Origin of the sequence: Prosthecobacter vanneervenii, assembly GCF_014203095.1 — a bacterium.
Taxonomy (GTDB): domain Bacteria; phylum Verrucomicrobiota; class Verrucomicrobiia; order Verrucomicrobiales; family Verrucomicrobiaceae; genus Prosthecobacter; species Prosthecobacter vanneervenii.
Map to the genome: position 1 here is coordinate 1,133,409 of NZ_JACHIG010000001.1, position 23,732 is coordinate 1,157,140.

A 23,732-nucleotide genomic window follows, 5' to 3' on the forward strand; every position below is an offset into this window, starting at 1 on the left:
AGTGCGGTCGCGCAGATGCACGGCGCAAGCCTGCATCGGAGCTACCGCTTTCGGGCGTCTCGTGGCGTGCGTGGATCGAGCGACGAGCGAACGTCTCATTGATCGCGAGAGTCTCTGCCTCTCATCGCCCCAAGATATCCGCCAGCCGTCCCGCCGTCGCAAAGCGGTAGCTGCGTTCGTGCCTCACTCCGCGACCGCACTCCAAATAGGGCCATGCCCCGTGATAACGATTTGGAACCCGCACAAAAAAGCGGGATGGTCCTGAGACCATCCCGCGTGAGGAGAGAGTGATTGATTCTACCCGTTTGAAAAACCGGGCTTACTCCTTGGGCTTGTCAGGAGCCGGGGCGTCGCCTTCCACGGGCGGACGGCGGAAGCCGCCATTGCCACCCTGAGGAGGACCGCCGGGGCCTCCGGGACCGCCTTCAGCGGGGCGCATGCCGCCAGGGCCACCAGGGCCACCCTGACCACCGCGTCCGCGGAACATCTCGCGCATCTTTTCCACGCCCTTGGCATACTCTTCTTCGGTCAGAGTGCCGTTGGCGTCAGTGTCCATGCGCTTGAATGCTTCCTTCGGGTCAAACATTCCACCCATGCCGCCACGGCGTCCGCCCTGGCCTTCGCCCTCAGGGCGCATGCCTGGGCCACCCTGCGGAGGTCCGCCCTGCGGCTGACCAGCCGCACCGGGAGAGCCGCCTTCAGCACCTGGGGGGCGACGGAAGCCGCCACCGTTTTCTCCAGGAGGTCCTCCTGGGCCGCCGGGTGGGCCGCCTTCCGGACGACGCATGCCCTGACCGCCGGGGCCGCCCTGGCGCATCATCTGCATCATCTTGCCGATCTCTTCCTGATCCACGACGCCGTCTTTGTTGGCGTCCATGCGGCCAAAGCGTTCTTCGCTTTCCTTTTTGCCGAGAGCTTCAAATTCTTCCTTGCTGATCTTGCCGTCGCCGTTGGTGTCGGCGCGCTTGATGAATTCAGCAATGCGTGCGCCGGGGTCTCCACCACCAGGGCCTCCTTGCTGGCCGCCAGGTCCACCCGGAGGACGTCCGGGAGCACCGCCTTCCGGAGGAGGCGGAGGAGCACCGTCAGGCGGCGGGCCTTTGGGCGCATCCTGCGCGATGGAGAGGCAGGCAAGGCTCAGAAGACTGAACCCGCAGAGGAATGTTTTTTTGAGTTTCATGTCGTGCGTGAGTTTGGTTAGTGAAAGCACGCCGACTCAAACAAGGCGGTGCTGGAATGGTTGCACAGTTTGCGGAAATTTTTCACACCAGCTCCGACAGCAGCGCCTGATTGAGGCGCACACCGGCAATGAAGTTGTCGATGGGGAAGTTCTCATTCGGCGCGTGCGCCTGGCAGTCTGGCAGCGCGAGCCCGAGCAGCAGCGTGTCGGCGTGCAGCACGTCTTTAAACGCCTGCACGATGGGGATGCTGCCGCCTTCACGGATAAGCGCGGTCTTGTCTCCAAAGACCTTTTTCAGCGCACGCTGCGCCGCACTGCCCAGCGGTGAATGCGGATCCATGATGTAGGGCATGCCGGTGTGGCCGGGCTTGATCTCAAGGCGCACGCCTTTGGGAAGATGCGCACGCAGATGCGCTGCGGCGCGCTCCAGGATCACATCTGGATGCTGGTCTGGCACGAGGCGGAAGGAGAGCTTCACAAACGCCTCGCGGCCGATGACCGTCTTGGAACCCTCTCCCTGATAACCACCACCGATGCCGTTCACCTCTGCCGTGGGCCGTGCCCAGCGGCGCTCGCGCTCGGTGTAGCCGGGCTCGCCAAAGAGTGCAGGAGAGCCGGTGAGTTCGAGCATCTCGGCGTCGCCATCTCCCAGTTCATTCCATGCCTTGCGCTCCCAGTCCTGCACGGGGCGCACGCCGTCATAAAAGCCACCGATCATCACGCGTCCTTCGTCATCGTGCAGCGTGGCGGTGAGCCGTGCGGCAGCGGTGACAGGATTGGCGATGGCACCGCCAAAGATGCCGCTGTGCAGGTCGATCGCGGGGCCGTGAATGCGTGCCTCCATGCAGGCGATGCCGCGCAGGCCGTAGGTGAAGGTGCCCACGCCGGGAGCCACCATGCCGGTGTCTGAGATGGCCACCACATCGCACTTCAGCTCATCGCGATGCTGCTGCAGAAAGGGCTTCAAATTCGGGCTGCCGATCTCCTCTTCACCTTCAAAGAGCAGCGTCAGATTCACCGGCAGGTCGGCATGCTGAGCCAGTGTTTCAGCGAGGCCCTGCACATGGGCCATGAGCTGGCCTTTGTTGTCCGTGGCGCCACGGCAGTAGATGCGGCCATCGCGGATGGTGGGCTCAAAGGCGGGCGTCTTCCACTCCGCCAGCGGCTCGGCAGGCTGCACATCGTAGTGCCCGTAGAGCAGCACGGTGCGGCGGCCGGGGATGTGTTTGTTTTTCACCAGCACCACCGGATGCCCGGGCGTCTCGTGCAGAGCACCGCTGAGGCCCATGGAGCGCAGATGCGCCAGCAGCCACTCCGCACAGGCCCGTGTATCAGCACGGCGAGTGGAGTCGGTGGAGACAGAAGGAAAACGCAGGCAGGTCAGGAGATGGTCGAGGCCGGGAGGATTCATGGGAAGGAATGACGGATGAATGGTGAAAAGAAAACGATGATGGAAGGCTGCGCTGTTGCGGAGCTTGCCACTATATTGATCACTTTACGCATGAAGATGCGTTTTGATCGAGGACGAGTTCGAGTAGGAGGACGAGGACGATTCCTTCATGCTCACTTCAGCTTCTTCACCTCCACCTCGTCCACGCTGCCCTTCCCTCCGTAGAGGTTCAGCAGCACGCCGGCCTTGGGGCCTTGGGTGAGTTCGGTTTTGAGTTCGATCACGGCCTGGTCGTTCACCAGGATGGTGATCTTGTCGCCCTTGGATTCAAAGGCCACGCGCTGCCATTCCTTGGCGGCGTCGGCTCGGGTGTTGGCGGCCTTGAGATTGGTCTGGCTCTCCACATCGCGCACGGCCACCACGCCGGTCGGAGTCAGGGCGATGTTGATCTTGCGCTGCGCACCGGGGCGCTCTCCGGGGGTATAAAAGCCGAAGGCAATCCAGGTGCAGGCCCAGGGCTTGACCAGGAGCTGGATGGAGGCGTCTTCCACCGGAGCGTCAAAGGCACGCCAGATGACGGCCCCTTTCGCTGCGGCCTGATCCATGAGCAGCGCGCCGTTGGCGATCTCAAATTTCGCAGCCTCCTCGCCTTTGGCAAAGGTCCACTTTTCATCCAGCTTCTCCGCCTTGAAGTCATCGGCCAGAATGACATCGCCCTTCAGGCGCATGGCCTTCGGGGGCTTCTTCTCCGCCGCATGCGCTGTGTTGAGAGCGAGCAGGAGACAGAGAAGAAGGCGGGGCTTCATGAGAGGAGAAGGGTTAGTGCTTCACTTCGACATTGCAGGAGAGCTCCTTCGGCGGCCAGAAGGCAACGAGAAGCAGCGCCGTCGCCACCAGCGCAAATCCGGTGGGCCAGAGGAAGAGCTCACGATAATTCACCGTGCCATCCGCAGCGGTCAGGCTGCCCTGCAGCGGGATGAAAATCCACTTGGCGGCGAGGTCTCCGAGCCCCAGCACAAGGAGATTGAAGAGCCCCTGGGCGCTGGCCCGCACATCCTTGGGGAAGGCGGCGTCGATGAAGATGTAGAGAGTGGCAAAGAAGAAGGCGTAGCAGATGCCATGCAGCACCTGCACGGCGATGATCATCGTCTGATTGGCCGGCATGAAGGCAAAAACCGCAAAGCGCGCCGCGTGGCCCAGGATGCCCAGCGTCATGGTGGTCTTCCAGCCCAGGCGTGCCAGCACGGCGCCCAGCACCGCCATGGTGAGGATTTCTGCAATCTGGCCGATGCTCATCACGGGCATGATCCACTCAGGCTTGATGCCCACGGCCTTGCTGCCAAGAAAACCACCGGCCATGAGGAAGTAACCGTTGTGAATGGTCGAGTCGATGAATGTCACGATGAACAGCACGAGGAGGTAGGGATGCCCCAGAAACTTGAAGGCGCTGAGCCAGGCCAGCTTGCTCTCCCCTTCCGCCGCAGGCTTTGGCGGCGTATGTGGCAGGCTCAGGCTGAAGAAGGCCAGCGCCAGCGAGGAGATGCCTGAAACGAGGAAGATGTTCCGGCTGGCGGTCACTGCCTCCACCCCCGACTTGCCCTGTAGGATGAAATAGAGCGGCCATGCAGCCAGGATCCACCCGATGGTGCCGCCCATGCGCACCAGTCCAAATTCCTTCTGCGCATTCTGCAGGTGCGTGAAGGCAAGGGAGTTGGCCACGGAGATCGTCGGTACGTAAAAGAGCGAGTGCACCAGCATCAGGGCAAAGAAAGTGGGGAAATCCTTCACCCAGTACATGGCCAGAATGGACACGCCGCCGACAAGGTGGCTGAAGGCCATGAACTTCTCCGCCGCAAAGCTGCGGTCGGCGAACTGATTGCTGAAGAAGATGCCGATGACAGACGCGATCGCAAAGGCCGTGCCCACCAGCGCCACCTGGGTGTCGGTGAAGTTGAGGCCGTCTTTGCCCATATACCCCCAGATCAGCGGCAGCCACGCCCCCCAGATGAAAAACTCCAGAATCATCATGACAAACAGCTTCTTGGCGGCGGGTGACTTCATAAGTGGGCGCGAGGCTAGGGAGAGCGCCACACCTTGGCAAGGACAAAACCACTCCGGAGCTTGAGCCTGGGAAAACCCGATGATATGAGGGAGGCATATGGTACGTAAAATTGTCCGCTATCCTGAACCGGTGCTCCGCGCCAAATGCCGTCCCGTGACCGAGGTCACGCCCGAAATCCGCACCCTGGCGGAGGACATGCTGGAGACCATGAAGGAAGCCAATGGCGTGGGCCTGGCCGCACCGCAGGTGGCTGTGGACGTGCAGCTGGCCGTCATCGATGTCTCCCACAACCCCGACTGCCTCACCTACATGAAGGTGAACGGCGAGAAGGTGGACATGGTGCAGCACATGCCCATCGTGTTTCTCAATCCCGTGCTCGAGCTCGGCAAGGACAAGGAGATCGGCGAAGAGGGCTGCCTCAGCTTCCCCCGCCTGCGCGGAGACATCCGCCGCTCCAGCGAGGTGAAGGTGACCTACACCACCCTGGACGGCAGCACCGTAACCGTGGAGGCCGACGGCCTGCTGGCACGCGCCTTTCAACACGAGATCGACCACCTCAACGGCATCCTCTTCATCGACCGCCTCAATGCGGTGGCGAAAGTAGGAATGAAGCGCAAGCTGGCCCGCCTGATGCAGGAGTGGGAAGAAGACGACGAGTAGCCCCCACGCTCTTTGGACATGGTCAGGAGATGCAAGGCGCAGGCCTGCATCGCAGCTACCGCTTTCCGCAGGCAGGTTGAAGGAGCAAGCACCCAGAAACATCCGTGGGCAGGGAGTCTTGCGAGAGATGAAACGCTCAAAGGCAGGTCTGGATCACGAGACGCTCGAAAGCGGTAGCTGTGCTCGTTCCTCGCTCCGCAACCGCACTCCAAATTCACGCTGGATCCACGCGGCTGCGTCTCGCGAAAGACGCGCAACCACACCGCTCTCACCCGGGCATGTCTTATTCCTTTTCCACCAGGCTCATCGCCGCCAGCACGCGGTGCATCAGTTCATGGCCGGGGGCATGGGGCTTTTGGCGGTGCGCCAGGCTGAGGCGGCAGGCCAGGCCGTAGGGCGGGCACATCTGCATGGCGGGTGCCAGCTCATTCCAGTCCTCCCAGCTCATGCCAGTCTTGGGGTGCACAAACTCGCACTGGTACCAGCACATGAGCCCGTGCTCGCAGCTCACGCAGGCGCAGAGCGCGCCCAGCGCCAGACCACCGGCGGTCACGGCCTGACGCTGTGATTTTTCAATGAGCGCCTCAAAGTGCGGCTGCGCTTTCTCGTGGCAGGAGAGCATGTGCAGCACCAGAGCGGCCTCGTAGTCCGCCACCTGGGCGCCGGTCTCTGGCGCCCATTCATGGGCAAACTGCTCGTGCCCATGAGATGTCAGCCACATGCGCAGCACCAGCGTCCAGAGCGGGTTCGCGTCTTTCATCTCGGCAGTGATGGCCCTGGCCGCAGCCTCCTGATTCTCCGCCTGCGTAAACCACTCGGCATGCTGGCGGCGTCTCTCCAGTGTGGCAGCCACCCACTTCAGCGTGCCCGCAGGCAGCTTGAGCACCTTGGGGGAAAAGTCCTCCCCCACACGCGCCGGGATCTTCTTGTGCAGGATCATCACCTCTCCGGGGGCGTCATGCCAGCGATGGTGCTGCAGCCGGTCAAAGAGAGTGATGTTTCCCGCCGATAGCCCCTGGGGGTCGTGCTCCTCTCCGAGGTAGGTCAGCGTGACTTTGTCCGCAGCAGCGGCCTTGGCGTTGCCCTGCAGCGCGATCTCCAGCTCCCGTCTCTCCACCCCGCGCCCGTCCTTGGTGAGCTGCTCTTTGGCCGACTTGATCTTCAGCACGCCGTGGATGGCTGATGACAGGCGGTCACTGTCCGTGGCGATCATATCTGCCAGGCGATGCAGCCCCATGGTGGTCAAAAAGCGCTCTCCCAGACTCGGGTCCTCCACAGCCATGCTCAGCTCTGGCAGGCAGGTGCATAGCAGCAGGAGAAGACAGACACTTCTTGTCAAAAACATTGGAGATGAAGAGGTTGGGAAAAAGCAGGGAGCGCAGGTCTTTCGGCGCCGCAGCGCAGCCGGGCACGCAGAAACGCGCAGCCTAAGCCAAATCTTTGCATGAAAAGTGGAACCTATAGGCTCGGATGCGCGTGAGGCCCCCATCAGCAGATCCTGCCCTCCGCAGCCGGACACAGCAGTGCCGTGATGTGAGTGAGGGTGGTGTTTGGTCTCAAAAAGCGAGGCTCCAAATTCAACTGGCGGTGAGGGAGGGATTCGAACCCTCGGTAGCTGTTAAGGCTACGCATCTTTAGCAAAGATGTGCTTTCGACCACTCAGCCACCTCACCAAAACTCAGTTGTATTGTTTCCGCAGCCGTTCGGCCAGCGGAGGGCCTATTTAGCGTGCGGCGTGGCGAATCGTCAAACGAAAATGCAACTAAACGCAGATGCTTTTCTGAAGACGCATGCCGTGGCAGCAAACTCCCCTTCCCGGCATTCTTGCTCGTTTGCTTTTACCGGCTGGAAGGCGGGAGCAGATCGGGCCGGTTGGCACGCGTGCGCTCCAGCGCCTGCTCGGCGCGCCACGCGGCGATCTTGGCGTGGTTGCCGCTCAGCAGGGTGTCAGGCACTTTGAGGCCACGGTATTCGGCGGGCTTGGTGTATTGCGGGGCCTCCAGCAGGCCGCTCTCCCCAAAGCTCTCCTCCACCGCGCTCATCTCATCTCCCAGCACACCGGGCAGCAGCCGCACGATGGCGTCCATGACCACCACGGCGGCGATGGCTCCGTTGGTCAAAACGTAGTCGCCCAGGCTGATCTCCTCATCCACCCAGTGCTCGATGATGCGGTGGTCGATGCCCTCGTAATGGCCGGAGAGAAAGATGAGATGCGGCTCGGCGGCGAGACGGCGTGCGGTGGCCTGATCAAAGCGCCGGCCTGCAGGTGACATGTAAATCATGCGCGCCTGCGGCGTGTCGATGCGGTCCAGCGCCTCAAACACAGGCTCCGGGCGGATGACCATGCCCTGGCCGCCGCCATAGGGCGTGTCGTCCACGTGGCGGTGCTTTCCCAGCCCGTGCTCGCGCAGGTCGTGCACCTGGAGATCAAGCGCGCCTTTTTCCTGGGCACGCCCCATCATGCTGAGCCCCATGGGCACGGTGACGAGTTCCGGGAAAAGCGTGAGCACATCGATTCGCATAAAAAAAGCAGTGAAATGCGCTATGCCGCAGGCCGTGGCATAGGGCAAGCGCCGCATTCTCGCACACTTGCGGGAATGCGCCTTGACGCTGGGGGTGGCACTCCTACTATCGCGGGACCCCTATCCAATCTCCCACATGAACATCCACGAGTACCAAGCCAAGCAGCTGTTTGAAAAATTCGGCGTCGCCAGTCCCAAAGGAATCGTCGCCAGCACGGCGGCTGAAGCAGGAGCCGCCGCACGCGAGATCGGTCAGGCTGGCCTGGTGGTGAAGGCGCAGATCCATGCAGGTGGACGCGGCAAGGGTACCTTCAAGAACGGCTTTAAAGGTGGTGTGCATGTGATCAACACCCCTGAAGAAGCGGAAGACATCGCCGGCAAGATGCTGGGCCAGACGCTGGTGACGCACCAGACCGGCCCCGAAGGCAAGCTGGTGAGCAAGGTGCTCATCGCCAAGTCCGTGAACATCAAGAAGGAGTACTACTTTGCCATCCTGTTTGACCGCGTGAGCAGCAGCCACGCCATCATCGCCTCCACGGAAGGCGGCATGAACATCGAAGAAGTGGCCGAGAAGACCCCGGAGAAGATCACCAAGGAATTCATCAATCCCGCCATCGGTCTGCAGGGCTACCAGTGCCGCAAGCTGGCCGCCTCCCTCAATCTGCGCGGCGCGCTGATGAACCAGGCCGTGAAGCTTTTCACCGCCCTGTGGAACCTCTACCTCAAGAGCGACTGCTCCCTGGTGGAGATCAATCCCCTCTCCGTGACGGATGACGACCAGCTCGTGGCGCTCGACGCCAAGTTCAACTTTGACGACAACTCCCTCTACCGCCAGAAGGACGTGACCGCCATGCGCGACACCACGGAGGAAGACCCCCGTGAAGTGGCCGCCAGCGAGTACGGCCTGAACTACATCGGTCTGGACGGCAACATCGCCTGCCTCGTGAACGGTGCCGGTCTGGCCATGTCCACGATGGACATCATCAAATTCCACGGTGGCGAGCCTGCCAACTTCCTCGATGTGGGCGGTGGCGCCACGAAGGAGCAGGTGACTGCGGCCTTCAAGATCATCCTGGGTGACCCGAATGTGAAGGGCATTCTGGTGAACATCTTTGGCGGCATCATGGACTGCAACATCATCGCCACCGGCATCATCGCCGCAGCGCAGGAAGTGTCCCTGAGCATCCCGCTGGTGGTGCGCCTGGAAGGCAACAACGTCGAAGCTGGCAAGGCCACCCTGGCCAGCAGCGGCCTGAAGATCACCAGCGCCAGCGACCTGACGGATGCTGCGCAGAAGATCGTGGCGGCCGTGAACGGCTGATGCCTCACGTGCAGCCTCTGAGCTGACCAACAAATCTGAAAACCCGGTTTACGGCCTCGTAAATCGGGTTTTTCTTTAGCCACCATGGCCAGCATCACCATCGAAGAAATCGCCGCACATGCCAGATGGATCTCCAGCGGAGGCGCGAGCGGCAGCAAGATCGACGAAACCGGAATGAACCTCTCCGGGGCCGACCTGAGCGGAGTCAATCTGGCCAGGGGCCAGTTTGTGGGCACCACCTTCACCGCAGCCACGCTGGTGGGCACCAACTTCTCCGGCGCAGATTTCAGCGGAGCCAACTTTGACGAGGCCGACCTGAGCGGCGCGGACCTCAGCGGTGCCGACCTCGGTGGTGTGTCATTGAAAAAGGCCAATCTCAGCGGAGCCAACGTGCGCGGCGCGGACCTCTCCGGTGCCGATTTGCAGGGCGCGAACCTGACCAACGCCGACTTCACCGACGCCGATCTCATCGCCGCCAATCTGACCGGCGCTGCGCAAGCTGGCATGCTGCGCGCAGGCGCCAAGCTGGCGGACACGCAGGGGCTGGTGTGATCTGGCAGCCACAGCCGCCCCCTCCCCTTCCCCTTTTTGAGCTTTTTTGCGCCTCTTTGCGGCCATCTACCGGCGGCTGATAAGGTCATCGCATCCAAGGCGTAGTGGCTGGATGACTTCACGCCGCACCTTTATCAGCACCGGGATCGCCGCACTCACCACCCACGGACTGGCGCAGACGCCTGCTGCTACGGAGCCGGTGATCGACATCCACCAGCACATGAACTACCACAAGCGCGCGGACGAGCATCTGCTGACGCATCAGGAGGCCATGGGCATCACCACCACGATCATCCTGCCCGCAGGCACGTATGTGGACCGCGAGTCCACCCATCATGGAAAGTCAAACGGACTGGCCGCGCAATGCGCCACCACCGAGGCCGCGCGAGACTTTGCCAAAGCCCACCCCGGAGCCTACCTTTGGGCCGCGAACGAGGTCACCGATCTGGAGGGCGCACCCGCCGCCATCGAGGCCTGGCTCAAGCAGGGCGCGTGCATGATCGGCGAGCAGAAGTTCATGGTGCAGTGTGATTCCGCTGAGAGTCAGAAACTGTATGCGCTGGCGGGCGAATACAACGTGCCCATCCTGCTGCACTTCCAGCACCTGACGTACAACCTGGGCTACGACCGCTTTCACACCATGCTGGAGAAGTTTCCCAAGACGAACTTCATCGGGCATGCGCAGGCGTTTTGGGGAAACATCGACAAAAATCACGATCAGAAGGTGAACTACCCGAAGGGCAAGATCACCCCAGGAGGCATCACCGACCGCTATCTGGCAGACTACCCGAACATGTATGCCGACATGTCCGCCGGCAGCGGCCTGCTGGCGCTGACGCGTGATGAAGAGCACACCACCAAGTTCTTTGAGCGCCACCAGGACAAAATACTTTATGGCAGCGACTGCGCCGACCACCTGGGCCGCGGCCCCGGCTGCCAGGGCGCGCAAACACTCGCCGCCATCCGCAAGCTGGCCCCCAGCAAAGCCGTGGAGCGCAAGATCCTGTTTGAGAACTCACGCAAGCTCTTCCGGCTGGGGTGAGCGGCATGCTGGCCTATTTGGAACCGTAGCGAAGCGGAACCGGAACGAAGTGGAGATAGACGAAGTCAAATAGACAGCCGCAGGCTGCCCCGAAGGGGTGAGCGCAGCGAGCCGAAGCGAAGCGGAGACAGACGACTGAAAGGAGCCCGTAGGGTGAGCGCAGCGAATCAATCAATGCGGTCGCGCAGATGCGAGGCGCATGCCTGCATCGGAGCTACCGCTTTCGAGCGTCTCGCGGTGGGCGTGGGATCATCGGCACGCGAATGCCCTGGACCTCACGAGAGCCGCAGAGAGGCTGCCTGTGGGTATCTTGTGGTATCAGCCAGCCGTCCCGCCTCCGGAAAGCGGCAGCTGCGGTCGTTCCTCCCTCCGCGACCGCACTCCATATCCTGCTGCGAAAGCGCAAAGACGAACTTGGAACCGAAGCGGAGACAGACGACTGAAAGGAGCCCGTAGGGTGAGCGCAGCGAATCAATCAATGCGGTCGCGCAGATGCACGGCGCAAGCCTGCATCGGAGCTACCGCTTTCGAGCGTCTCGCGGTGGGCGTGGGATCGTCGGCACGCGAGTGCCTTGGACCTCACGAGAACCGCAGAGAGGCTGCCTGTGGGTATCTTGTGATATCAGCCAGCCATCTCGCCCACGGAAAGCGGTAGCTGCGGTCGTTCCTCCCTCCGCGACCGCACTCCATATCCTGCTGCGAAAGCGCGAAGGCGGCCTGCGGAGCCGAACGAATCAAAGCGGTAGCTGCGTTTCCCCCTTCGCTCTCCGAGCTAGGAAGGACGAGCTGTGCCTCCCTCCGCGACCGCACGCCAAATAGCGCTGCGGCTTCGCGGAGCTGTGCGCCTCACCCCGCCAGCGTCTTGTACAGCGCGTGGGTCTTGCGGGCGATGCTCTTCCAGCTGAAGTGGTCTTCGGCGCGCTGGCGTCCGGCTTGGGCCATGCGGTGGCGGAGGGCGGGATCGGCCATGAGTTTGTTGATTCCAGCGGCGAGATCCTTGGCGAACTTGTCGGGATGCAGCGCTTCAAAAGGGCTCTCGGTCTGCTGCTCCAGCGGCACGAGGATGCCGGTCTCTCCATCGACCACGACTTCCTTGATGCCGCCCACGGCGCTGGCCACCACGGCGGTCTCGCAGGCCATGGCTTCCAGATTGATGATGCCAAAGGGCTCGTAAATGGACGGGCAGCAGAAGACTTCGGCATGCGAGTACATGACGATCTTTTCCTGCACAGGCAGCATGCTCTGCACCCAGATGACGCCGGGGCGTGACTTGCTGGCCTCGGCCACGGCGGCCTCCATCTCGGCCTTGATCTCGGGGGTGTCAGGAGCGCCTGCGCAGAGCACGACCTGGAAGCCGGGGTCCAGATGCTGGATGGCGCGCACGAGATGCACGATGCCCTTCTGCCGGGCAATGCGACCGACGAAGAGGACGTAGGGCTTGTCGGGGTCCACACCGTGCTTGCGCAGCACGTCGGGAGCTTCGGTGCGGCGGTATTCGGCGAGGTCGATGCCGTTGTAGATGACGTGGATCTTGTGCGGGTCGAGATCGAAATGCTGCAGCAGGTCGGCCTTGGTGCCTTCAGAGACGGCGATGATGGCATCGGCCATTTTCAGCGCGGTGTTTTCCAGCCAGACGGTGAAGTCGTAGCCGTGGCCGAGCTGCTCGCGCTTCCAGGGGCGCAGGGGCTCCAGGGAGTGCACGGTCAGCACCATGGGCACGCCGTAGTTCAGCTTGGCCAGGATGCCGCCAAAGTGCGCATACCAGGTGTGCAGGTGCACGAGGCTGGCATCGATGCCGCTGGTGTTGAAGTCCAGGCAGCGCTGCACTGCGCCAAAGACGGATTTCAGATTGAGAGGGCTGTCCCAGCCGGTGGTGTCGAGTCCGTAGCCTTTGACCTTGAGGCTGCCCTCATGACTGTCCTGGTCGCCAAAGCAGCGGACGTCCACGTCCATGAGCTTGGCCAGCTCCTTGGTGAGGTATTCGACGTGAACACCGGCGCCGCCGTAGATGTGGGGCGGGTATTCGTTGGTGAGGAAAAGAGCTTTCATGAGGGGAGAAGGTGGAGGCGTGCGCCCAGATGCGGTCCGAGGGCGTGAAGAGGGTTATTTTTCCTGCGACTGGAACCATTCCTCGATCGCGGGAATGTCGAAGAAGCGGAAGCGTATTTTGATTCGCTGCTCCAGGGCCAGCTGGGCGTGCTTGGCCACATCGAGGGAGGGGTCTTCCTTGATGGCCTTGATAAGGGCGGCGTTGGTCTGCGGCAGCGGGCTGCTGATGAGGAGGAAGCACACACGCAGGCGAACCTCCCAGGGCTGCTTGTGGTCTGCCAGGAGCTTGAGCAGGGCCTCGGGGGAGATGTCCGCCTCGTCGCGGATGCTGGCGTCTCCTTTGAAGAGCTCCGCCACGGGGAGGCGGTAGCGGGGGTCCTCGCGCTGGAGGATCTGGATGGCACGCAAGGCGCGCATGAATTCAGCCTTGGCGGCATCGTGCAAATGAGGGAGCTGGGGGTCGCGCATGTACTCCACCAGCAGTTCCAGAGGGCGGCGCTCGCCGTTGGCGATGGCTTCGTCCGCGTATTGGGTGAGGCGGTTGCGCTCCTTGAGCTGGATGAATTCCTCCTGGGTGGGGGAGACTTCGAGCTTGGCATCGGCCATGCGCGAGACACCGGGCACTCCCGTGGTGGTGGCGGGGGCGGCAGGCACGAGCTGGGGGTTTTTCAGCGTGGCGGAGATGTTTTCCAGCGACTGCCGGGTGTTCTGCTGGGTGAGCAGCTGCTCCCGGCGCATGACGTCCACCTGCTTTTGCAGGGAGGCGATCTGCTCGTTGGCTTTGGCCAGCGTCTCCTGCAGAGTCTTCTCTGAGCCGGTGGAGGCAGCCGCAGCAGGTGCGGCGGTGGTTGAAGTACTGCCGGTCTTGGCGGCACGGCCCTTGCTGAGCCCCACCCCGATAATCAGAAGCACGACGCCGATGCAGACGGAGGTGACGAGGGAGATGAGAGCCGTGATGAGAAGCTGCCGCCCGGTGAATTGGGAGCGGCGCTGGCTGGAGGAACTGGAGGACTCGCGGGACTGAGAGCGCTTAGGGCTCTCGGCTGGCGCGGCGGTTTTCGCGGCACCCTCCGCCGGGGTGCTGCAGCGGGCAAAAAGCAGCGCCTCCTGGGAGTCTTCGTCTTCCACATCATCGACGGTCTTGGAGGGCGTGGGGGAAAGCGGTTCTGACATGAAGAAGAAGGATGTGCGACGTTGGCGTTGCGCGATGAATGTTGCCAGAACTAACAAACAGGGGCAGCCTTGCTCCGTCAACCCATGTCATGGCAACAGAATCCACCTGCACACCTGAAATGAACCCCGCTGCGGCAGAAGGCCGCCCCTCTCCGCTGATGCAGCCGCAGATGCTGCGCCGGGTGGCGGTGTGGGGCCTGCCAGCGCTGCTGGTGGTGCTCTTTCTGGTGTGGCCCTATCAGCAGTGGGACTACGACCAGCGGGAGAGCATCCTGATCGGCTGGGCCCGCTGGGTGAGCAAGCGCGCGGACTGGCAGTTCTGCCTGCTGGTGCCGTTTCTGGTGGGCTGGCTGGTGTGGCTGCGGCGCGATGAGCTGCGGCGGCTGCCGTGGCAGGGCACCTGGCTGGGGCTGCCGGTGCTGGCGGCGGGCCTGTTTTCCTACTGGATCGGCTACAAGGCCACGACGGGCTACCCGGGCTTTCTGGCGGTGCAGCTGGTGCTGGCGGGCGGCATCCTGCTGGTGGCGGGGCGCCAGTGGATGCGCACGCTCTTCTTTGCGTGGCTGTTCCTGTTTTTCACCTGGCCGATGCAGCCGCTGGAGGACTCCGTGGCCTCCCCGCTGCGCCCCTTTACGGCCTCCATGGCAGCCCGGGTGCTGCGCGTGCTGGGCACCCCGGCGCTGAATGAGGGCTCGGCCCTGCAGTCTGCGCCCGATGCGGCACGTGGCACGCATGTGGGAGATGCCTTCAGCCTGGATGTGGATGCCAAGTGCAGCGGGATCAATTCCCTCTTTGCGCTCATGATGATCTCCGCGCTGCTGGGCTACCTGGCGCTGCGGCGGCCGCGCTCCCGGTTCATCCTCTTTCTGTGCTCCGTGCCGCTGGCGGTGGCGGGGAATGTGGTGCGCCTGCTGCTGCTGGTGTGGGGCACGCTGAGCTTTGGCCAGGAGTTTGCCGTGGGGCGGCATTTTGAAGACCACCAGGAGATGTCCTTTTTCCATACCTTTGCCGGGTTTGCGGTGTTTGGCGTGGCGCTGGCCGGGATGTTCATGCTGTGCTGGCTGTTTGAGGGCCGGGAGATGAAGTCCAACCTGCGCCGCCATGGCACGCCTGCGGGCGCTGGCGGCACGTGGAGCACCATCCTGGCACCGGAGCGCACGCTGCGGCATCTGGCGGCAGCCGTGGTGCTGCCGCTGGCCACGCTGGCTGTGTGCGCCTGCACGGATGTGGGCTTTCATGTGGCGGCACCGGGCGTGCGCCTGCGGGATGAGACCCCGCGCGGGCCCCTGCTCCCGCTCTCTCTGGGAGACTACCAGGGCCGCGAGTATGACATGACGCCGGAGGAAAAGAACCTGCTGGACGAGGGGGTGAAACTGGCGCGCAATGTGTATGCCGCAGCCACGGGCCGGCAGATCATGGCCACGGTGATCCTCAGCGGCTTTGAAAAGCGCAGCCTGCACCGCCCGGAGGTCTGCCTGCCCAACCAAGGCTGGACCGTGACGGACCGCATGCAGATCCCGCTGGTCATGGAGGACGGCCGCACGATCAACATGATGATGATGCGCATCTTCCGTGATGTGGAGCCCAAGCCCGGCCTGCGCGTGCGCACCCGCGCCCTGAATTTCTACTGGTACATCGGCTCCGATGGCGTCACCTGCGCCGACCACTACGAGCACGTCTTCCTCTCCTACTACGACGCCGTCTTCCGCAACATCCAGCACCGCTGGGCCATGGCCTCCATCTTTGTGCCGCTGCCAGAGCAGACCGTGGGGCAGGAGGACCCCATCCAGGAGCTGACCGCCATGGAGGACGGGCGCGCCTTCATCTCCAAGCTGGCCCCCACCTTCATGCTGACCCGCGAGCAGTGGCAGCAGCTCAGCGGCTCAAATCCTCCTGCGTCAGCACCTTGAATCCGGCGCTATTGAGCACCTCGGCACCCACCTCCGGGGAGTCGAGGTGGAGGACAAACAAGGGGTTCCCGGCAGGGCGGACAAAGAGGGGGTAGGAGAAGTCGATGTTCACCTCCGCGCTGAGCAGGGCGGAGAGCGCGTGCACGAGGGAGTGGTCCGTCTGCTTGAGCTCCACCACGGTGACGGGGAAGACCACATGCGGGATGCCCTTTTCAATGAAGAGCAGCTCAGTGGTCTCGGGATCGCTGGGGATGAGGCGCACCAGCGCCAGCTCCGTGCTGTCCTGCAAGGAGAGGCCCAGCACCTCGATGCGGTGCTCCGTGAGCAGCTTGACGAGGGACATGAGCGCGCCGACGCGGTTGTGCAGAAACACGGAGAGCTGGCGCACGGGCCAGCCTGCGGGGGTGCCTTTGGCGGTGTGGGTCTGCGGCGTGGGCGTGATCATGCGGGTGGGGTGGGTGAAGGGAGAAAAGGCACTTTGAGATTACGACCTGAAACCGCCGCCGGGCTGGCGACAGTACGGCAAACTCCCCTGCCCTAGCCTGCGGGGCCGGTGGCGGAGCGGCGCTCATCGTAGAGCGTGACGCGCAGCGGGATGCTGGCCACGGTGTCCTCCCCGTGCTGCACCAGCCAGCGGTAGAGGCCCTGGCGGTCGAATTTGAGCCGCTGGAGGGAGTAAACGACATTCCGCGACACAAAGGGGATGAAGGCGGAAGGAAACGCCACCTCCATCTGCACCGGCACGGGCGGCAGGCACTCCTTGCCTTCAGGGTCCACGCAGCGGATGACGAACTCGTGCTTGCCCACATCATCGGCGGTGAAGACGAAGCGCAGGGCGATGGAGCACTGCGGATGCACGACGGGGAATGAGGGTGAGCACAGCGTGTCAAAGGCTCCGATGACGCAGAGCTTGCCCTGATAGTCGTCAGCAAAGTCACAGACAGCGGCGAGCTGGATGGTCATGTGGAGCGGGAGGGAGTGAGAAATGGCGTGGGAGCGGGAGGGATCAGCGGCCAAAGAGACGGCGGAAGAAGCCGCCGATGCCCTTCTGCTGCGGAGGCGGGGCTGCCTGGGTGGCAGGGCGCGCGGTGCGCACCTCCTGATCGTCTTTGGACGGGCCGGTGGACTCATCCACCATCTGGGCCTTGGGCACATCTTTCACCGCCTTCAGCATGGGGTCGTCTGCCGGGGCTTTTTCAAAGATGTTGGTGAAGACCTCGCTCACGATCGGCGCGGCTTTTTTGCCACCGCTGATGTCCTCTCCGGGCTCGCCCTCATAGACGACGGCAAAGGCAAACATGGGCTTGCCCGCCGGGAGGAAGCCGGTGAACCACGCGAGGTTTTGATCCTTGTTGATGCGCCACTGCGCGGTGCCCGTCTTGCCCGCGATCTCCGCCTGCTTGATGGCTGCGGCGTGGCCGGTGCCGCCGCCGCCATTCACCACGGCCACCATGCCGCTGATCACGGTCTGGCGCTGGTCGGGATTGAGGTCGATGCGCTTGCGGTCCTTGGGCTCGTAGGCCTGCACCACGCGGTCTGCCATGTCCTGCACCTGCAGGACGAGGCGTGGCTGCGGAATGCGGGTGCCGTCCCCCAGGCCCGCCATGCACTGGCAGACCTGCAGCGGCGTGGCCAGCACCATGCCCTGGCCGATGGCCACATTGGCCAGATCCCCCGGGAGCATCTTGTGGCCGCGATGCTGGAGCAGGTAGCTGTTGGTGGGCACAAAGCCCTCCCCCTCCGCCTTGAGCGGGATGCCGGTGCGCTCGCCAAAGCCCAGGCGCAGCGCCATGTTGGTGATGTAGTCGGCCCCGGCCTCCAGCGCGGCGCGGTAGAACCAGGTGTTGCACGAGCGCTTGATGGCGCTGACCACGTTCATGCTGCCCTCCCCTTCCTTGTTCCAGTTCTTGAACACGCGGTCGCCGATCTCCATGGCGTTGGGGCAGTCATACTGCGTCTTGGCGTCCACCTTGCCGCTGTCCAGCGCGCCCAGGGCGGTGACGATCTTGAAGGTGGAGGCGGGCGGGTATTCGCCACGGAAGGAGCGCGGGTAGAGCGGCAGGTGGGGGTCCTTGGTCAGCTCGTCGTAGCGTTTCTGGCGGATGCCGGGCACGAATTCATTGAGGTCAAAGCCGGGATTGGACGCCATGGCCAGGATGTCGCCATTGGCCACGTCCATGATGACCATGGCCCCGCCGGTGGTGTGCTTTTTGAGGGCGTTTTCGGCGTATTTCTGGAAGTTGTAGTCGATGGAGAGCACCACGTTGTGCCCCGGGCTGGGCACGCGGCGCACGTCTTCAGAGAGGCGCTTGCCATCGGGGCTGAAGAGCACGTTCACAATGCCGGCCTGGCCTTTGAGGTCGCTGTCAAAGGCGCTCTCGATGCCCTCGCGGCCTTCCATTTCCTCAAACACGGGGTCGCCATCCACGATGGGGCCGGTGGGCAGCGGGCGGGTCTTGCCGGTGTAGCCGATGATGTGGCAGGCCGTGCCGCCCTGGGGGTAATGGCGCAGGTAGGCGGGCTGCAGCACCAGCGTGCTGCCCAGGAGGGGCTTCAGCTTTTCCTCCATGTCCGGGGTGATCTCCACATTCAGCCCCTCCTCCACGGAGAAGACGAGCGGCAGCCAGCGGCGGTGCTTGTAGTGCATGAGCACCTTGTCATCCAGCAGGGACCAGCTCTTGCCCAGGGCCTGGTTCACCTTGGCGATGGTGCTGCGGGCAAAGGCGGTGATCTCGGCATCGCTGGCTTTGTCCAGATACGGCATGACGAGCGCGAGGTAGTTGGCCGCCCGGTTCTGCGCCAGCGGGATGCCGTGGCGGTCCACGATCTGGCCGCGCGGGGCGGGCACGCTGAGGGTGAGGGCGCGCGCCTGGGTCTCGGTGCGCCAGGAGGCCTGGAGGTCCTGCTTTTCCACTGCGGCGGGTTTGACCTTCTTGGCCTCGTCCTCTTCGGAAATCACGGGCTGCGCCTTGAGCGCCATCGGGGCCTGGGCCAGCACCTGCGGTGCCAGCGCCAGCAGACAGTAACCCGCCGCCAGAGACCGGCTGAGCGTGCGCGACGGGGTCAGATCATACGAAAAAAGCATGGGGGGAGATGGCAGACCGCCGCAGGCACGAAAAGGCCAAAAGGCGTGCCCGAACATGCGGCCCCGCGCCCATGGCGTCAAGCCGGAGGTCGGGGGTGGAGGCAAGATGCAGCCACAAGTTCTTACGCGTCAGTCTGAGAAAGAAATTGCGCATTCGCGCCGCTTTTGCTGGAATCTGCGCGCTTTCACCTGCCCCAGCCCTTTTCACCTCGCTTCCCACCTCTGCTGAAGCCCGCGCTTTAATCGAGGAGGAGCAGGAGGAAGAGGAGGAGGAAGATTCTCAAAGACAACCACCGCACCACACCATGACTGACACCCCCACCGGCAAGGCCGACATGAAACTCTTCTGGGCCTGCTTCATCGCCCTGGTCGCCACCTCGTTTGTCTTTGGCGTGCGCGCCGCCACCATCGGCGAGCTGCAGAGCAGCTTTAACCTCTCCGAGTCCGAGAAGTCCCTGATCAATGGCGCGGGCATGTGGCCCTTTGCGCTGAGCATCATCTTCTTCAGCCTGATCATCGACCGCGTGGGCTACAAGCTGGTGGCGCTGTTTGCCGCCGCCTGCCATGTGGTGTCTCTGGTGCTCACACTCAAAGCCTCGGGCTTTTACAGCTTTTACCTCAGCTCCCTGCTCGTGGCCGTGGCCAATGGCACGGTGGAGTCCTTCATCAATCCGGTGGTGGCCACCGCCTTCAGCCACAACAAATCCAAATGGCTGAACATCCTGCACGCCGGATGGCCCGCAGGCATGGCGCTGGGTGCGCTCTTCTGCGCGCTGCTGCCAGATACCAAGCTCTTCTTCTCCGCCGTGTGGCAGTTCCGCTTTGCGCTGTGCTTCATCCCCGTGGTGCTCTACACCCTGCTCATCCTGCCGCGCAGCTTCCCGGTGAATGAGCGCGTGGCCGCCGGCGTGAGCTACCGGGACATGCTCAAGGAAGTGGGCGCGGTGGGCTTCTTCATCATCGGCACCTTCACCTACTGCGCCGTGGTGCAGCTGCTGGGGTATGAGGCCTCCCTGCTGGCCTCCGTGGCCGCAGGCGTGGCGCTGGGTGTGGCCGCTGGCGTGTACACCGGGGCGCTGGGAAACTGGCTCTTCATCATCGTGCTCATCACCATCGGGCCGCTGGCCACCACCGAGCTGGGCACCGACGGCTGGATGCCCGAGCTGCTGAAGCTCAGCGGGCCTGACATCCCGAACTTTGGCACCTGGGTGTTTGTGTATGTGTCCGTGCTCATGACCGTGATGCGCTTCTACGCAGGCCCCATCGTGCATCGGTTCTCGCCCATCGGGCTGCTCGTCATCAGCGCGGCCATCGCCATCACCGGGCTGGTGTTTCTCTCCAATTCCGTCGGCTGGGTCATCCTGGCCGCAGCCACCGTCTATGCGCTGGGCAAGACCTTCCTGTGGAGCACCACCCTGGGCCTGACTGCCGAGCAGTTTCCCAAAGGCGGCGCGCTGACTCTCAATGGCGTCTCCGCCGTGGGCGTGCTCTTCCTGGGCGTGCTGGGCGGCCCCTACATCGGCCACAAGCAGGACCACGACATGGACCACCGCCTCTCCGCCCCGGCCCACACCGCGCTCTACGCGCAGATCAAAGGAGAGCCCAAAGCAGGCATCTTTGGCAGCGCCCCCACGCTCAATCAGGAGAAGATCAAAGCCCTGAGCGACCCCCAGCGCCAGGAGCTGGAAACCGTGCAGGCCGCCAGCAAACGCAGCGTCTTCACCACCATCGCCATCCTCCCCAGCTTCATGCTGGTGTGCTACCTCGGCATGTTCCTCTGGTTCAAGGCCAGAGGCGGCTACAAGCCCGTGGCGATCGCGGATCATTGATGGGGGTTGCGCGCCCAATCTCCATTCACCATCAATCTGTCATGCAACCCACGGGACAAGTCTAGCGGGCTTCTTCATAGCGGCATTCAAGATCAGATGTTGTCACATGCCGCATCCTGCATCAGGATCGCCGCATGCCGAAACGCGTTGCTGAATTTTTTGCCGGAATAGGGCTCATGAGGATGGGGCTGGACAGGGAAGGCTGGACCACAGTCTGGGCGAATGATCTTGATGAAAAGAAGCAGGAAATGTACGAACACAACTTCAGCAACAAAGATTGCGAATTTGTGCTTGAGGATGTGCATAAAATCGACAGCAAAGACATTCCGGACATTGAATTGGCAACCGCCTCGTTTCCCTGTAACGATCTGTCATTGGCAGGAGCCAGACACGGTCTTGCTGGAAGCAACTCCTCGGCTTTTTGGGGCTTTATTGCATCAATCAAGGGCATGGGTAAACGTCGCCCACCCCTGGTGCTTTTGGAGAATGTTGCAGGATTCTTGACGTCAAACAATGGCAATGACTTCCGCGATGCGCTGCTGGCCTTAAATGATTTGGGATACGCAGTTGATGCTTTCATTCTGGACGCAGTGAGGTTCGTGCCACAGAGTCGCGTACGTCTGTTTGTTGTTGGCAGCAAAGCAAAAGCCACAAGAGTCCAGGAAGCCTCCTTAGCACTGCTGCAAAGTGATGTACGTCCTCCTGCCCTAGCTGACTTCATTTTTATGAACCCTGACATCGGCTGGTCAGTTCGAAGCTTGCCATCACTTCCACCAGCAAACAACCATCTGGCAGATATTATCGAGGATGTGCCCCTCAACTCGGAATTATGGTGGTCAAAGGAGCGCTGCGAATACCTTCTGAATCAGATGAGCGACAAGCATCTCGCGGAGGCAAAGCGTATGATTGCTGGCTCAAAGCTTTCATATGGCACAGTCTTCAGACGTGTGCGAAATGGGCGATCCATGGGTGAACTTCGCACCGATGGCATAGCAGGCTGCCTTAGAACGCCTCGCGGCGGAAGCGGCCGTCAAATTTTATTCTGTGCAGGAAAAGGTCAGTATCGGGTAAGGCTTCTCACACCTCTTGAGTGCGCACGCCTCATGGGTGCTAATGGCTACAAGATAAATGTCCCGCTCAATCAGGCGCTTTTCGGCTTTGGGGATGCCGTCTGCGTTCCAGCCGTGCAGTGGATTGCCAGCAATTACCTCAATCCGTTGCTGGACGAAATGATGCATACCCCAATGCCTTTGCCATCAGCCAGAAAACAAGTCCATTACACTGCCGCAGGACGACGGATAACGAAATCGAAAGCATGAGTGAACTTGTCAGCACATTGGAGCAGCTCGCATCAGGCCAGCGCAAATTCCTGAACAAAGGTGGATTATGCGTCGGCTTGGTTATCACCAAAACAGCGCAAGAAAGAGGCCTTCCCATCGCCCCTGAATCTCTGCGAACAGAAGAGGGTGGACAGGTTGCTGGCCTTGGGAAGGCAGCCGTACAAAATATACTTGCCGACTACGGCATCACAAAAGTCCTGGCTGAAGAAGGTGGTAGAACAAGCCGAGGCAGCCTTGGATTGATGGAAAGTTATGTCAAAACACTCAACGAGCTGCATGCAAAGCTGAGAGATATTGACTTGGACATAGCCATGAACTGGTGGATCGAGAAGGTAAAGTTATACCTGGCCAGCGAAGGCCCCAAGTTCAATTTTGACACCAGCAAGTCAGTCGCCGCCAATCTTGCCGACATTTTTGTTCAGGCGATGGAGATTCAGAAGAATTCAGGCGGGGCGAACTTTGTCGGAGCCATGCTTCAGCATATGGTTGGAGCCAAGCTGGACATCGTCTTGGGACAGGGAGCCGTCTCACACCACGGGTTTTCTGTCGCAGACCACTCCACAGACAGAGCCGCTGATTTTCAAGTCAATGAAGTGGCAATCCATGTAACAACGCACCCTTCAGAAGCACTGATTAGGAAGGCAGCCGCCAATCTCAGAACGGGACTAAAGCCGCTGATCGTAACGCTTGCTGACGGAGTTGAAGGAGCAGCATACCTGCTCAAAAACACCGAATGGAAAGACCGTATTGACGTGATTGATGCCGCCCAATTTCTCACGGCAAACGTCTATGAACGCAGCCTGTTCAAGGCCGTTGAATGCAAGACCACCCTTGTCAGCATTTTAACCCGCTACAACGAGATCGTTGCAGAATGTGAAACCGATCCAGTTTTGCGCATTCGCTTGTAAAAACGCCATCCTCCCCAGCTTCATGCTCGTCTGCTACCTCGGCATGTTCCTCTGGTTCAAGTCCAAGGGCGGCTACAAGCCCGTGGCGATTGCGGATCATTGAGGGGGGGGAGACTCCGCTTTCACGTGCCACCTTCTCCCCCTCCATCCCCCGTGCGGAGGGCTGGGGACAGCCCTCCCTACCCACAACGGGTGCTTCCTGCTCAGCGGGGACCGTAGGAGCGGCGCCAGCCTTCCTGGAAGGCATTGCCGTAGTCTTCCGTGCCTGCGCCCACGACCTTGCCGTCAGCTCCGAAGCGCACGACGTGCTCCTCGACCTTGGCCCAGGTGCCATACACGGGCACATGGCGCTTCCAGCCCTGCTGGGCCCAGCGCCAGAGCTCGCCGCTGGCGATGGTCTTTTTCTCGTCTGGCTCTCCCCAGAGCTCGATGACCTGGGCCTTCGTCATGCCGGGCTTGATCGTACCATCTCCAGAGGAGGAGCCAGAGGGCGCGGAGGCGCTGCCATCCTTGCCCGCAGGCACGGCGCACTGGCAGAGGCAAAGCGTAAGGGCGGCGAGAGAAAACAGGGGAATGAATTTCAAAAGCATAGGCCGCTGTTTGTACCGAGCACCTCAAAAAACGTCAAGCAGAAGGCACCGGCCACAGGCCTATTTAACGTAAAAACAATTCCCCCACCATCATTCGCGGTACCGCACGCGAGACAGCA

General features: G+C 62.1%; 20 protein-coding genes and 1 tRNA gene. 8 read left to right on the forward strand and 13 right to left on the reverse strand.

Annotated features, from left to right (window positions below; genetic code table 11):
- Positions 1–319 precede the first annotated feature (319 nt).
- The 4 genes from HNQ65_RS04415 to HNQ65_RS04430 form a co-directional block, all read right to left on the reverse strand.
- Complete coding sequence (locus HNQ65_RS04415) at positions 320–1,180, reverse strand: EF-hand domain-containing protein (RefSeq protein WP_184338256.1); 861 nt, start codon at positions 1,178–1,180, stop codon at positions 320–322.
- A gap of 82 nt (positions 1,181–1,262) precedes the next feature.
- Positions 1,263–2,591 carry a dipeptidase gene (locus HNQ65_RS04420; protein WP_184338257.1) on the reverse strand — a complete coding sequence of 443 codons (1,329 nt, stop codon included), beginning with the start codon at positions 2,589–2,591 and terminating at the stop codon, positions 1,263–1,265.
- A 152-nt stretch (positions 2,592–2,743) separates the two neighbouring features.
- On the reverse strand, positions 2,744–3,376 hold the full coding sequence (locus tag HNQ65_RS04425; RefSeq protein WP_184338258.1) for a hypothetical protein: 633 nt from the start codon (positions 3,374–3,376) through the stop codon (positions 2,744–2,746).
- Between the two features lie 13 nt (positions 3,377–3,389).
- Positions 3,390–4,631 carry a nucleoside permease gene (locus HNQ65_RS04430; RefSeq protein ID WP_184338259.1) on the reverse strand — a complete coding sequence of 414 codons (1,242 nt, stop codon included), beginning with the start codon at positions 4,629–4,631 and terminating at the stop codon, positions 3,390–3,392.
- Between the two features lie 97 nt (positions 4,632–4,728).
- Between HNQ65_RS04430 and def the strand changes: the two genes are divergently transcribed.
- Complete coding sequence (def, locus tag HNQ65_RS04435; protein WP_184338260.1) at positions 4,729–5,292, forward strand: peptide deformylase; 564 nt, start codon at positions 4,729–4,731, stop codon at positions 5,290–5,292.
- A 283-nt stretch (positions 5,293–5,575) separates the two neighbouring features.
- Here the strand turns inward: def and HNQ65_RS04440 are convergent, their stop codons facing one another.
- The 3 genes from HNQ65_RS04440 to trmD form a co-directional block, all read right to left on the reverse strand.
- On the reverse strand, positions 5,576–6,637 hold the full coding sequence (locus HNQ65_RS04440) for a hypothetical protein (protein WP_184338261.1): 1,062 nt from the start codon (positions 6,635–6,637) through the stop codon (positions 5,576–5,578).
- A 237-nt stretch (positions 6,638–6,874) separates the two neighbouring features.
- Positions 6,875–6,965 (reverse strand) — tRNA-Ser (locus HNQ65_RS04445).
- A 165-nt stretch (positions 6,966–7,130) separates the two neighbouring features.
- A complete protein-coding gene (gene trmD, locus HNQ65_RS04450) occupies positions 7,131–7,814 on the reverse strand; it encodes a tRNA (guanosine(37)-N1)-methyltransferase TrmD (RefSeq protein WP_184338262.1) in 684 nt (227 codons plus the stop codon).
- Between the two features lie 136 nt (positions 7,815–7,950).
- On the opposite strand from trmD, the gene sucC reads away from it, so the two are divergent.
- The 3 genes from sucC to HNQ65_RS04465 all read left to right on the forward strand — a co-directional run bounded on the left by sucC (position 7,951) and on the right by HNQ65_RS04465 (position 10,729).
- The gene (gene sucC, locus HNQ65_RS04455) at positions 7,951–9,135 is read left to right on the forward strand and encodes an ADP-forming succinate--CoA ligase subunit beta (protein ID WP_184338263.1); all 1,185 of its coding nucleotides are present in this window, start codon (positions 7,951–7,953) and stop codon (positions 9,133–9,135) included.
- 84 nt (positions 9,136–9,219) lie between these two features.
- Entirely contained in the window at positions 9,220–9,687 is a 468-nt protein-coding gene (locus HNQ65_RS04460; protein WP_184338264.1) for a pentapeptide repeat-containing protein, read from the forward strand.
- Between the two features lie 112 nt (positions 9,688–9,799).
- Positions 9,800–10,729 carry an amidohydrolase family protein gene (locus tag HNQ65_RS04465; RefSeq protein WP_184338265.1) on the forward strand — a complete coding sequence of 310 codons (930 nt, stop codon included), beginning with the start codon at positions 9,800–9,802 and terminating at the stop codon, positions 10,727–10,729.
- A gap of 846 nt (positions 10,730–11,575) precedes the next feature.
- Here the strand turns inward: HNQ65_RS04465 and glgA are convergent.
- Complete coding sequence (gene glgA / locus HNQ65_RS04470) at positions 11,576–12,778, reverse strand: glycogen synthase (protein WP_184338266.1); 1,203 nt, start codon at positions 12,776–12,778, stop codon at positions 11,576–11,578.
- A 54-nt stretch (positions 12,779–12,832) separates the two neighbouring features.
- Entirely contained in the window at positions 12,833–13,951 is a 1,119-nt protein-coding gene (locus tag HNQ65_RS04475) for a hypothetical protein (protein WP_184338267.1), read from the reverse strand.
- An 89-nt stretch (positions 13,952–14,040) separates the two neighbouring features.
- Between HNQ65_RS04475 and HNQ65_RS04480 the strand changes: the two genes are divergently transcribed.
- Positions 14,041–15,861 (forward strand): exosortase/archaeosortase family protein, encoded by a 1,821-nt coding sequence (locus HNQ65_RS04480; RefSeq protein ID WP_184338268.1) that lies wholly within the window; start codon positions 14,041–14,043, stop codon positions 15,859–15,861.
- Here the strand turns inward: HNQ65_RS04480 and HNQ65_RS04485 are convergent.
- The 3 genes from HNQ65_RS04485 to HNQ65_RS04495 all read right to left on the reverse strand — a co-directional run bounded on the left by HNQ65_RS04485 (position 15,827) and on the right by HNQ65_RS04495 (position 18,946).
- On the reverse strand, positions 15,827–16,306 hold the full coding sequence (locus HNQ65_RS04485; protein ID WP_184338269.1) for a hypothetical protein: 480 nt from the start codon (positions 16,304–16,306) through the stop codon (positions 15,827–15,829). The two genes, HNQ65_RS04480 and HNQ65_RS04485, sit on opposite strands and share 35 nt — an antisense overlap.
- Positions 16,307–16,398: 92 nt before the next feature.
- A complete protein-coding gene (locus tag HNQ65_RS04490; protein ID WP_184338270.1) occupies positions 16,399–16,824 on the reverse strand; it encodes a DUF6941 family protein in 426 nt (141 codons plus the stop codon).
- Between the two features lie 43 nt (positions 16,825–16,867).
- The gene (locus tag HNQ65_RS04495) at positions 16,868–18,946 is read right to left on the reverse strand and encodes a penicillin-binding transpeptidase domain-containing protein (protein ID WP_184338271.1); all 2,079 of its coding nucleotides are present in this window, start codon (positions 18,944–18,946) and stop codon (positions 16,868–16,870) included.
- A 305-nt stretch (positions 18,947–19,251) separates the two neighbouring features.
- Here HNQ65_RS04495 and HNQ65_RS04500 point away from each other — a divergent pair, with 305 nt between their 5' ends.
- The 3 genes from HNQ65_RS04500 to HNQ65_RS04510 all read left to right on the forward strand — a co-directional run bounded on the left by HNQ65_RS04500 (position 19,252) and on the right by HNQ65_RS04510 (position 23,023).
- On the forward strand, positions 19,252–20,775 hold the full coding sequence (locus HNQ65_RS04500; protein ID WP_184338272.1) for an MFS transporter: 1,524 nt from the start codon (positions 19,252–19,254) through the stop codon (positions 20,773–20,775).
- 134 nt (positions 20,776–20,909) lie between these two features.
- Positions 20,910–22,094, forward strand: a complete 1,185-nt coding sequence (locus tag HNQ65_RS04505) for a DNA cytosine methyltransferase (RefSeq protein ID WP_184338273.1) — start codon at positions 20,910–20,912, stop codon at positions 22,092–22,094.
- The gene (locus tag HNQ65_RS04510; protein ID WP_184338274.1) at positions 22,091–23,023 is read left to right on the forward strand and encodes a DUF4928 family protein; all 933 of its coding nucleotides are present in this window, start codon (positions 22,091–22,093) and stop codon (positions 23,021–23,023) included. Before HNQ65_RS04505 ends, HNQ65_RS04510 begins: the two co-directional genes overlap by 4 nt.
- A 203-nt stretch (positions 23,024–23,226) precedes the next feature.
- On the opposite strand, the gene HNQ65_RS04515 is transcribed toward HNQ65_RS04510, so the two are convergent.
- Positions 23,227–23,607, reverse strand: coding sequence for a hypothetical protein (locus tag HNQ65_RS04515; RefSeq protein ID WP_221306029.1), 381 nt, complete (start codon positions 23,605–23,607; stop codon positions 23,227–23,229).
- Positions 23,608–23,732 lie beyond the last annotated feature (125 nt).

Bases quoted from the DNA above. Each gene is read 5' to 3' on its own strand.
- trmD (WP_184338262.1), bottom strand. From the start codon at position 7,814: ATGCGAATCGATGTGCTCACGCTTTTCCCGGAACTCGTCACCGTGCCC.
- HNQ65_RS04505 (WP_184338273.1), top strand. From the start codon at position 20,910: ATGCCGAAACGCGTTGCTGAATTTTTTGCCGGAATAGGGCTCATGAGG.
- glgA (WP_184338266.1), bottom strand. From the start codon at position 12,778: ATGAAAGCTCTTTTCCTCACCAACGAATACCCGCCCCACATCTACGGC.
- HNQ65_RS04465 (WP_184338265.1), top strand. From the start codon at position 9,800: ATGACTTCACGCCGCACCTTTATCAGCACCGGGATCGCCGCACTCACC.
- HNQ65_RS04510 (WP_184338274.1), top strand. From the start codon at position 22,091: ATGAGTGAACTTGTCAGCACATTGGAGCAGCTCGCATCAGGCCAGCGC.
- HNQ65_RS04480 (WP_184338268.1), top strand. From the start codon at position 14,041: ATGGCAACAGAATCCACCTGCACACCTGAAATGAACCCCGCTGCGGCA.
- HNQ65_RS04460 (WP_184338264.1), top strand. From the start codon at position 9,220: ATGGCCAGCATCACCATCGAAGAAATCGCCGCACATGCCAGATGGATC.
- HNQ65_RS04490 (WP_184338270.1), bottom strand. From the start codon at position 16,824: ATGACCATCCAGCTCGCCGCTGTCTGTGACTTTGCTGACGACTATCAG.
- HNQ65_RS04495 (WP_184338271.1), bottom strand. From the start codon at position 18,946: ATGCTTTTTTCGTATGATCTGACCCCGTCGCGCACGCTCAGCCGGTCT.
- HNQ65_RS04430 (WP_184338259.1), bottom strand. From the start codon at position 4,631: ATGAAGTCACCCGCCGCCAAGAAGCTGTTTGTCATGATGATTCTGGAG.
- HNQ65_RS04420 (WP_184338257.1), bottom strand. From the start codon at position 2,591: ATGAATCCTCCCGGCCTCGACCATCTCCTGACCTGCCTGCGTTTTCCT.
- sucC (WP_184338263.1), top strand. From the start codon at position 7,951: ATGAACATCCACGAGTACCAAGCCAAGCAGCTGTTTGAAAAATTCGGC.
- HNQ65_RS04475 (WP_184338267.1), bottom strand. From the start codon at position 13,951: ATGTCAGAACCGCTTTCCCCCACGCCCTCCAAGACCGTCGATGATGTG.
- HNQ65_RS04415 (WP_184338256.1), bottom strand. From the start codon at position 1,180: ATGAAACTCAAAAAAACATTCCTCTGCGGGTTCAGTCTTCTGAGCCTT.
- def (WP_184338260.1), top strand. From the start codon at position 4,729: ATGGTACGTAAAATTGTCCGCTATCCTGAACCGGTGCTCCGCGCCAAA.
- HNQ65_RS04500 (WP_184338272.1), top strand. From the start codon at position 19,252: ATGACTGACACCCCCACCGGCAAGGCCGACATGAAACTCTTCTGGGCC.
- HNQ65_RS04425 (WP_184338258.1), bottom strand. From the start codon at position 3,376: ATGAAGCCCCGCCTTCTTCTCTGTCTCCTGCTCGCTCTCAACACAGCG.
- HNQ65_RS04485 (WP_184338269.1), bottom strand. From the start codon at position 16,306: ATGATCACGCCCACGCCGCAGACCCACACCGCCAAAGGCACCCCCGCA.
- HNQ65_RS04440 (WP_184338261.1), bottom strand. From the start codon at position 6,637: ATGTTTTTGACAAGAAGTGTCTGTCTTCTCCTGCTGCTATGCACCTGC.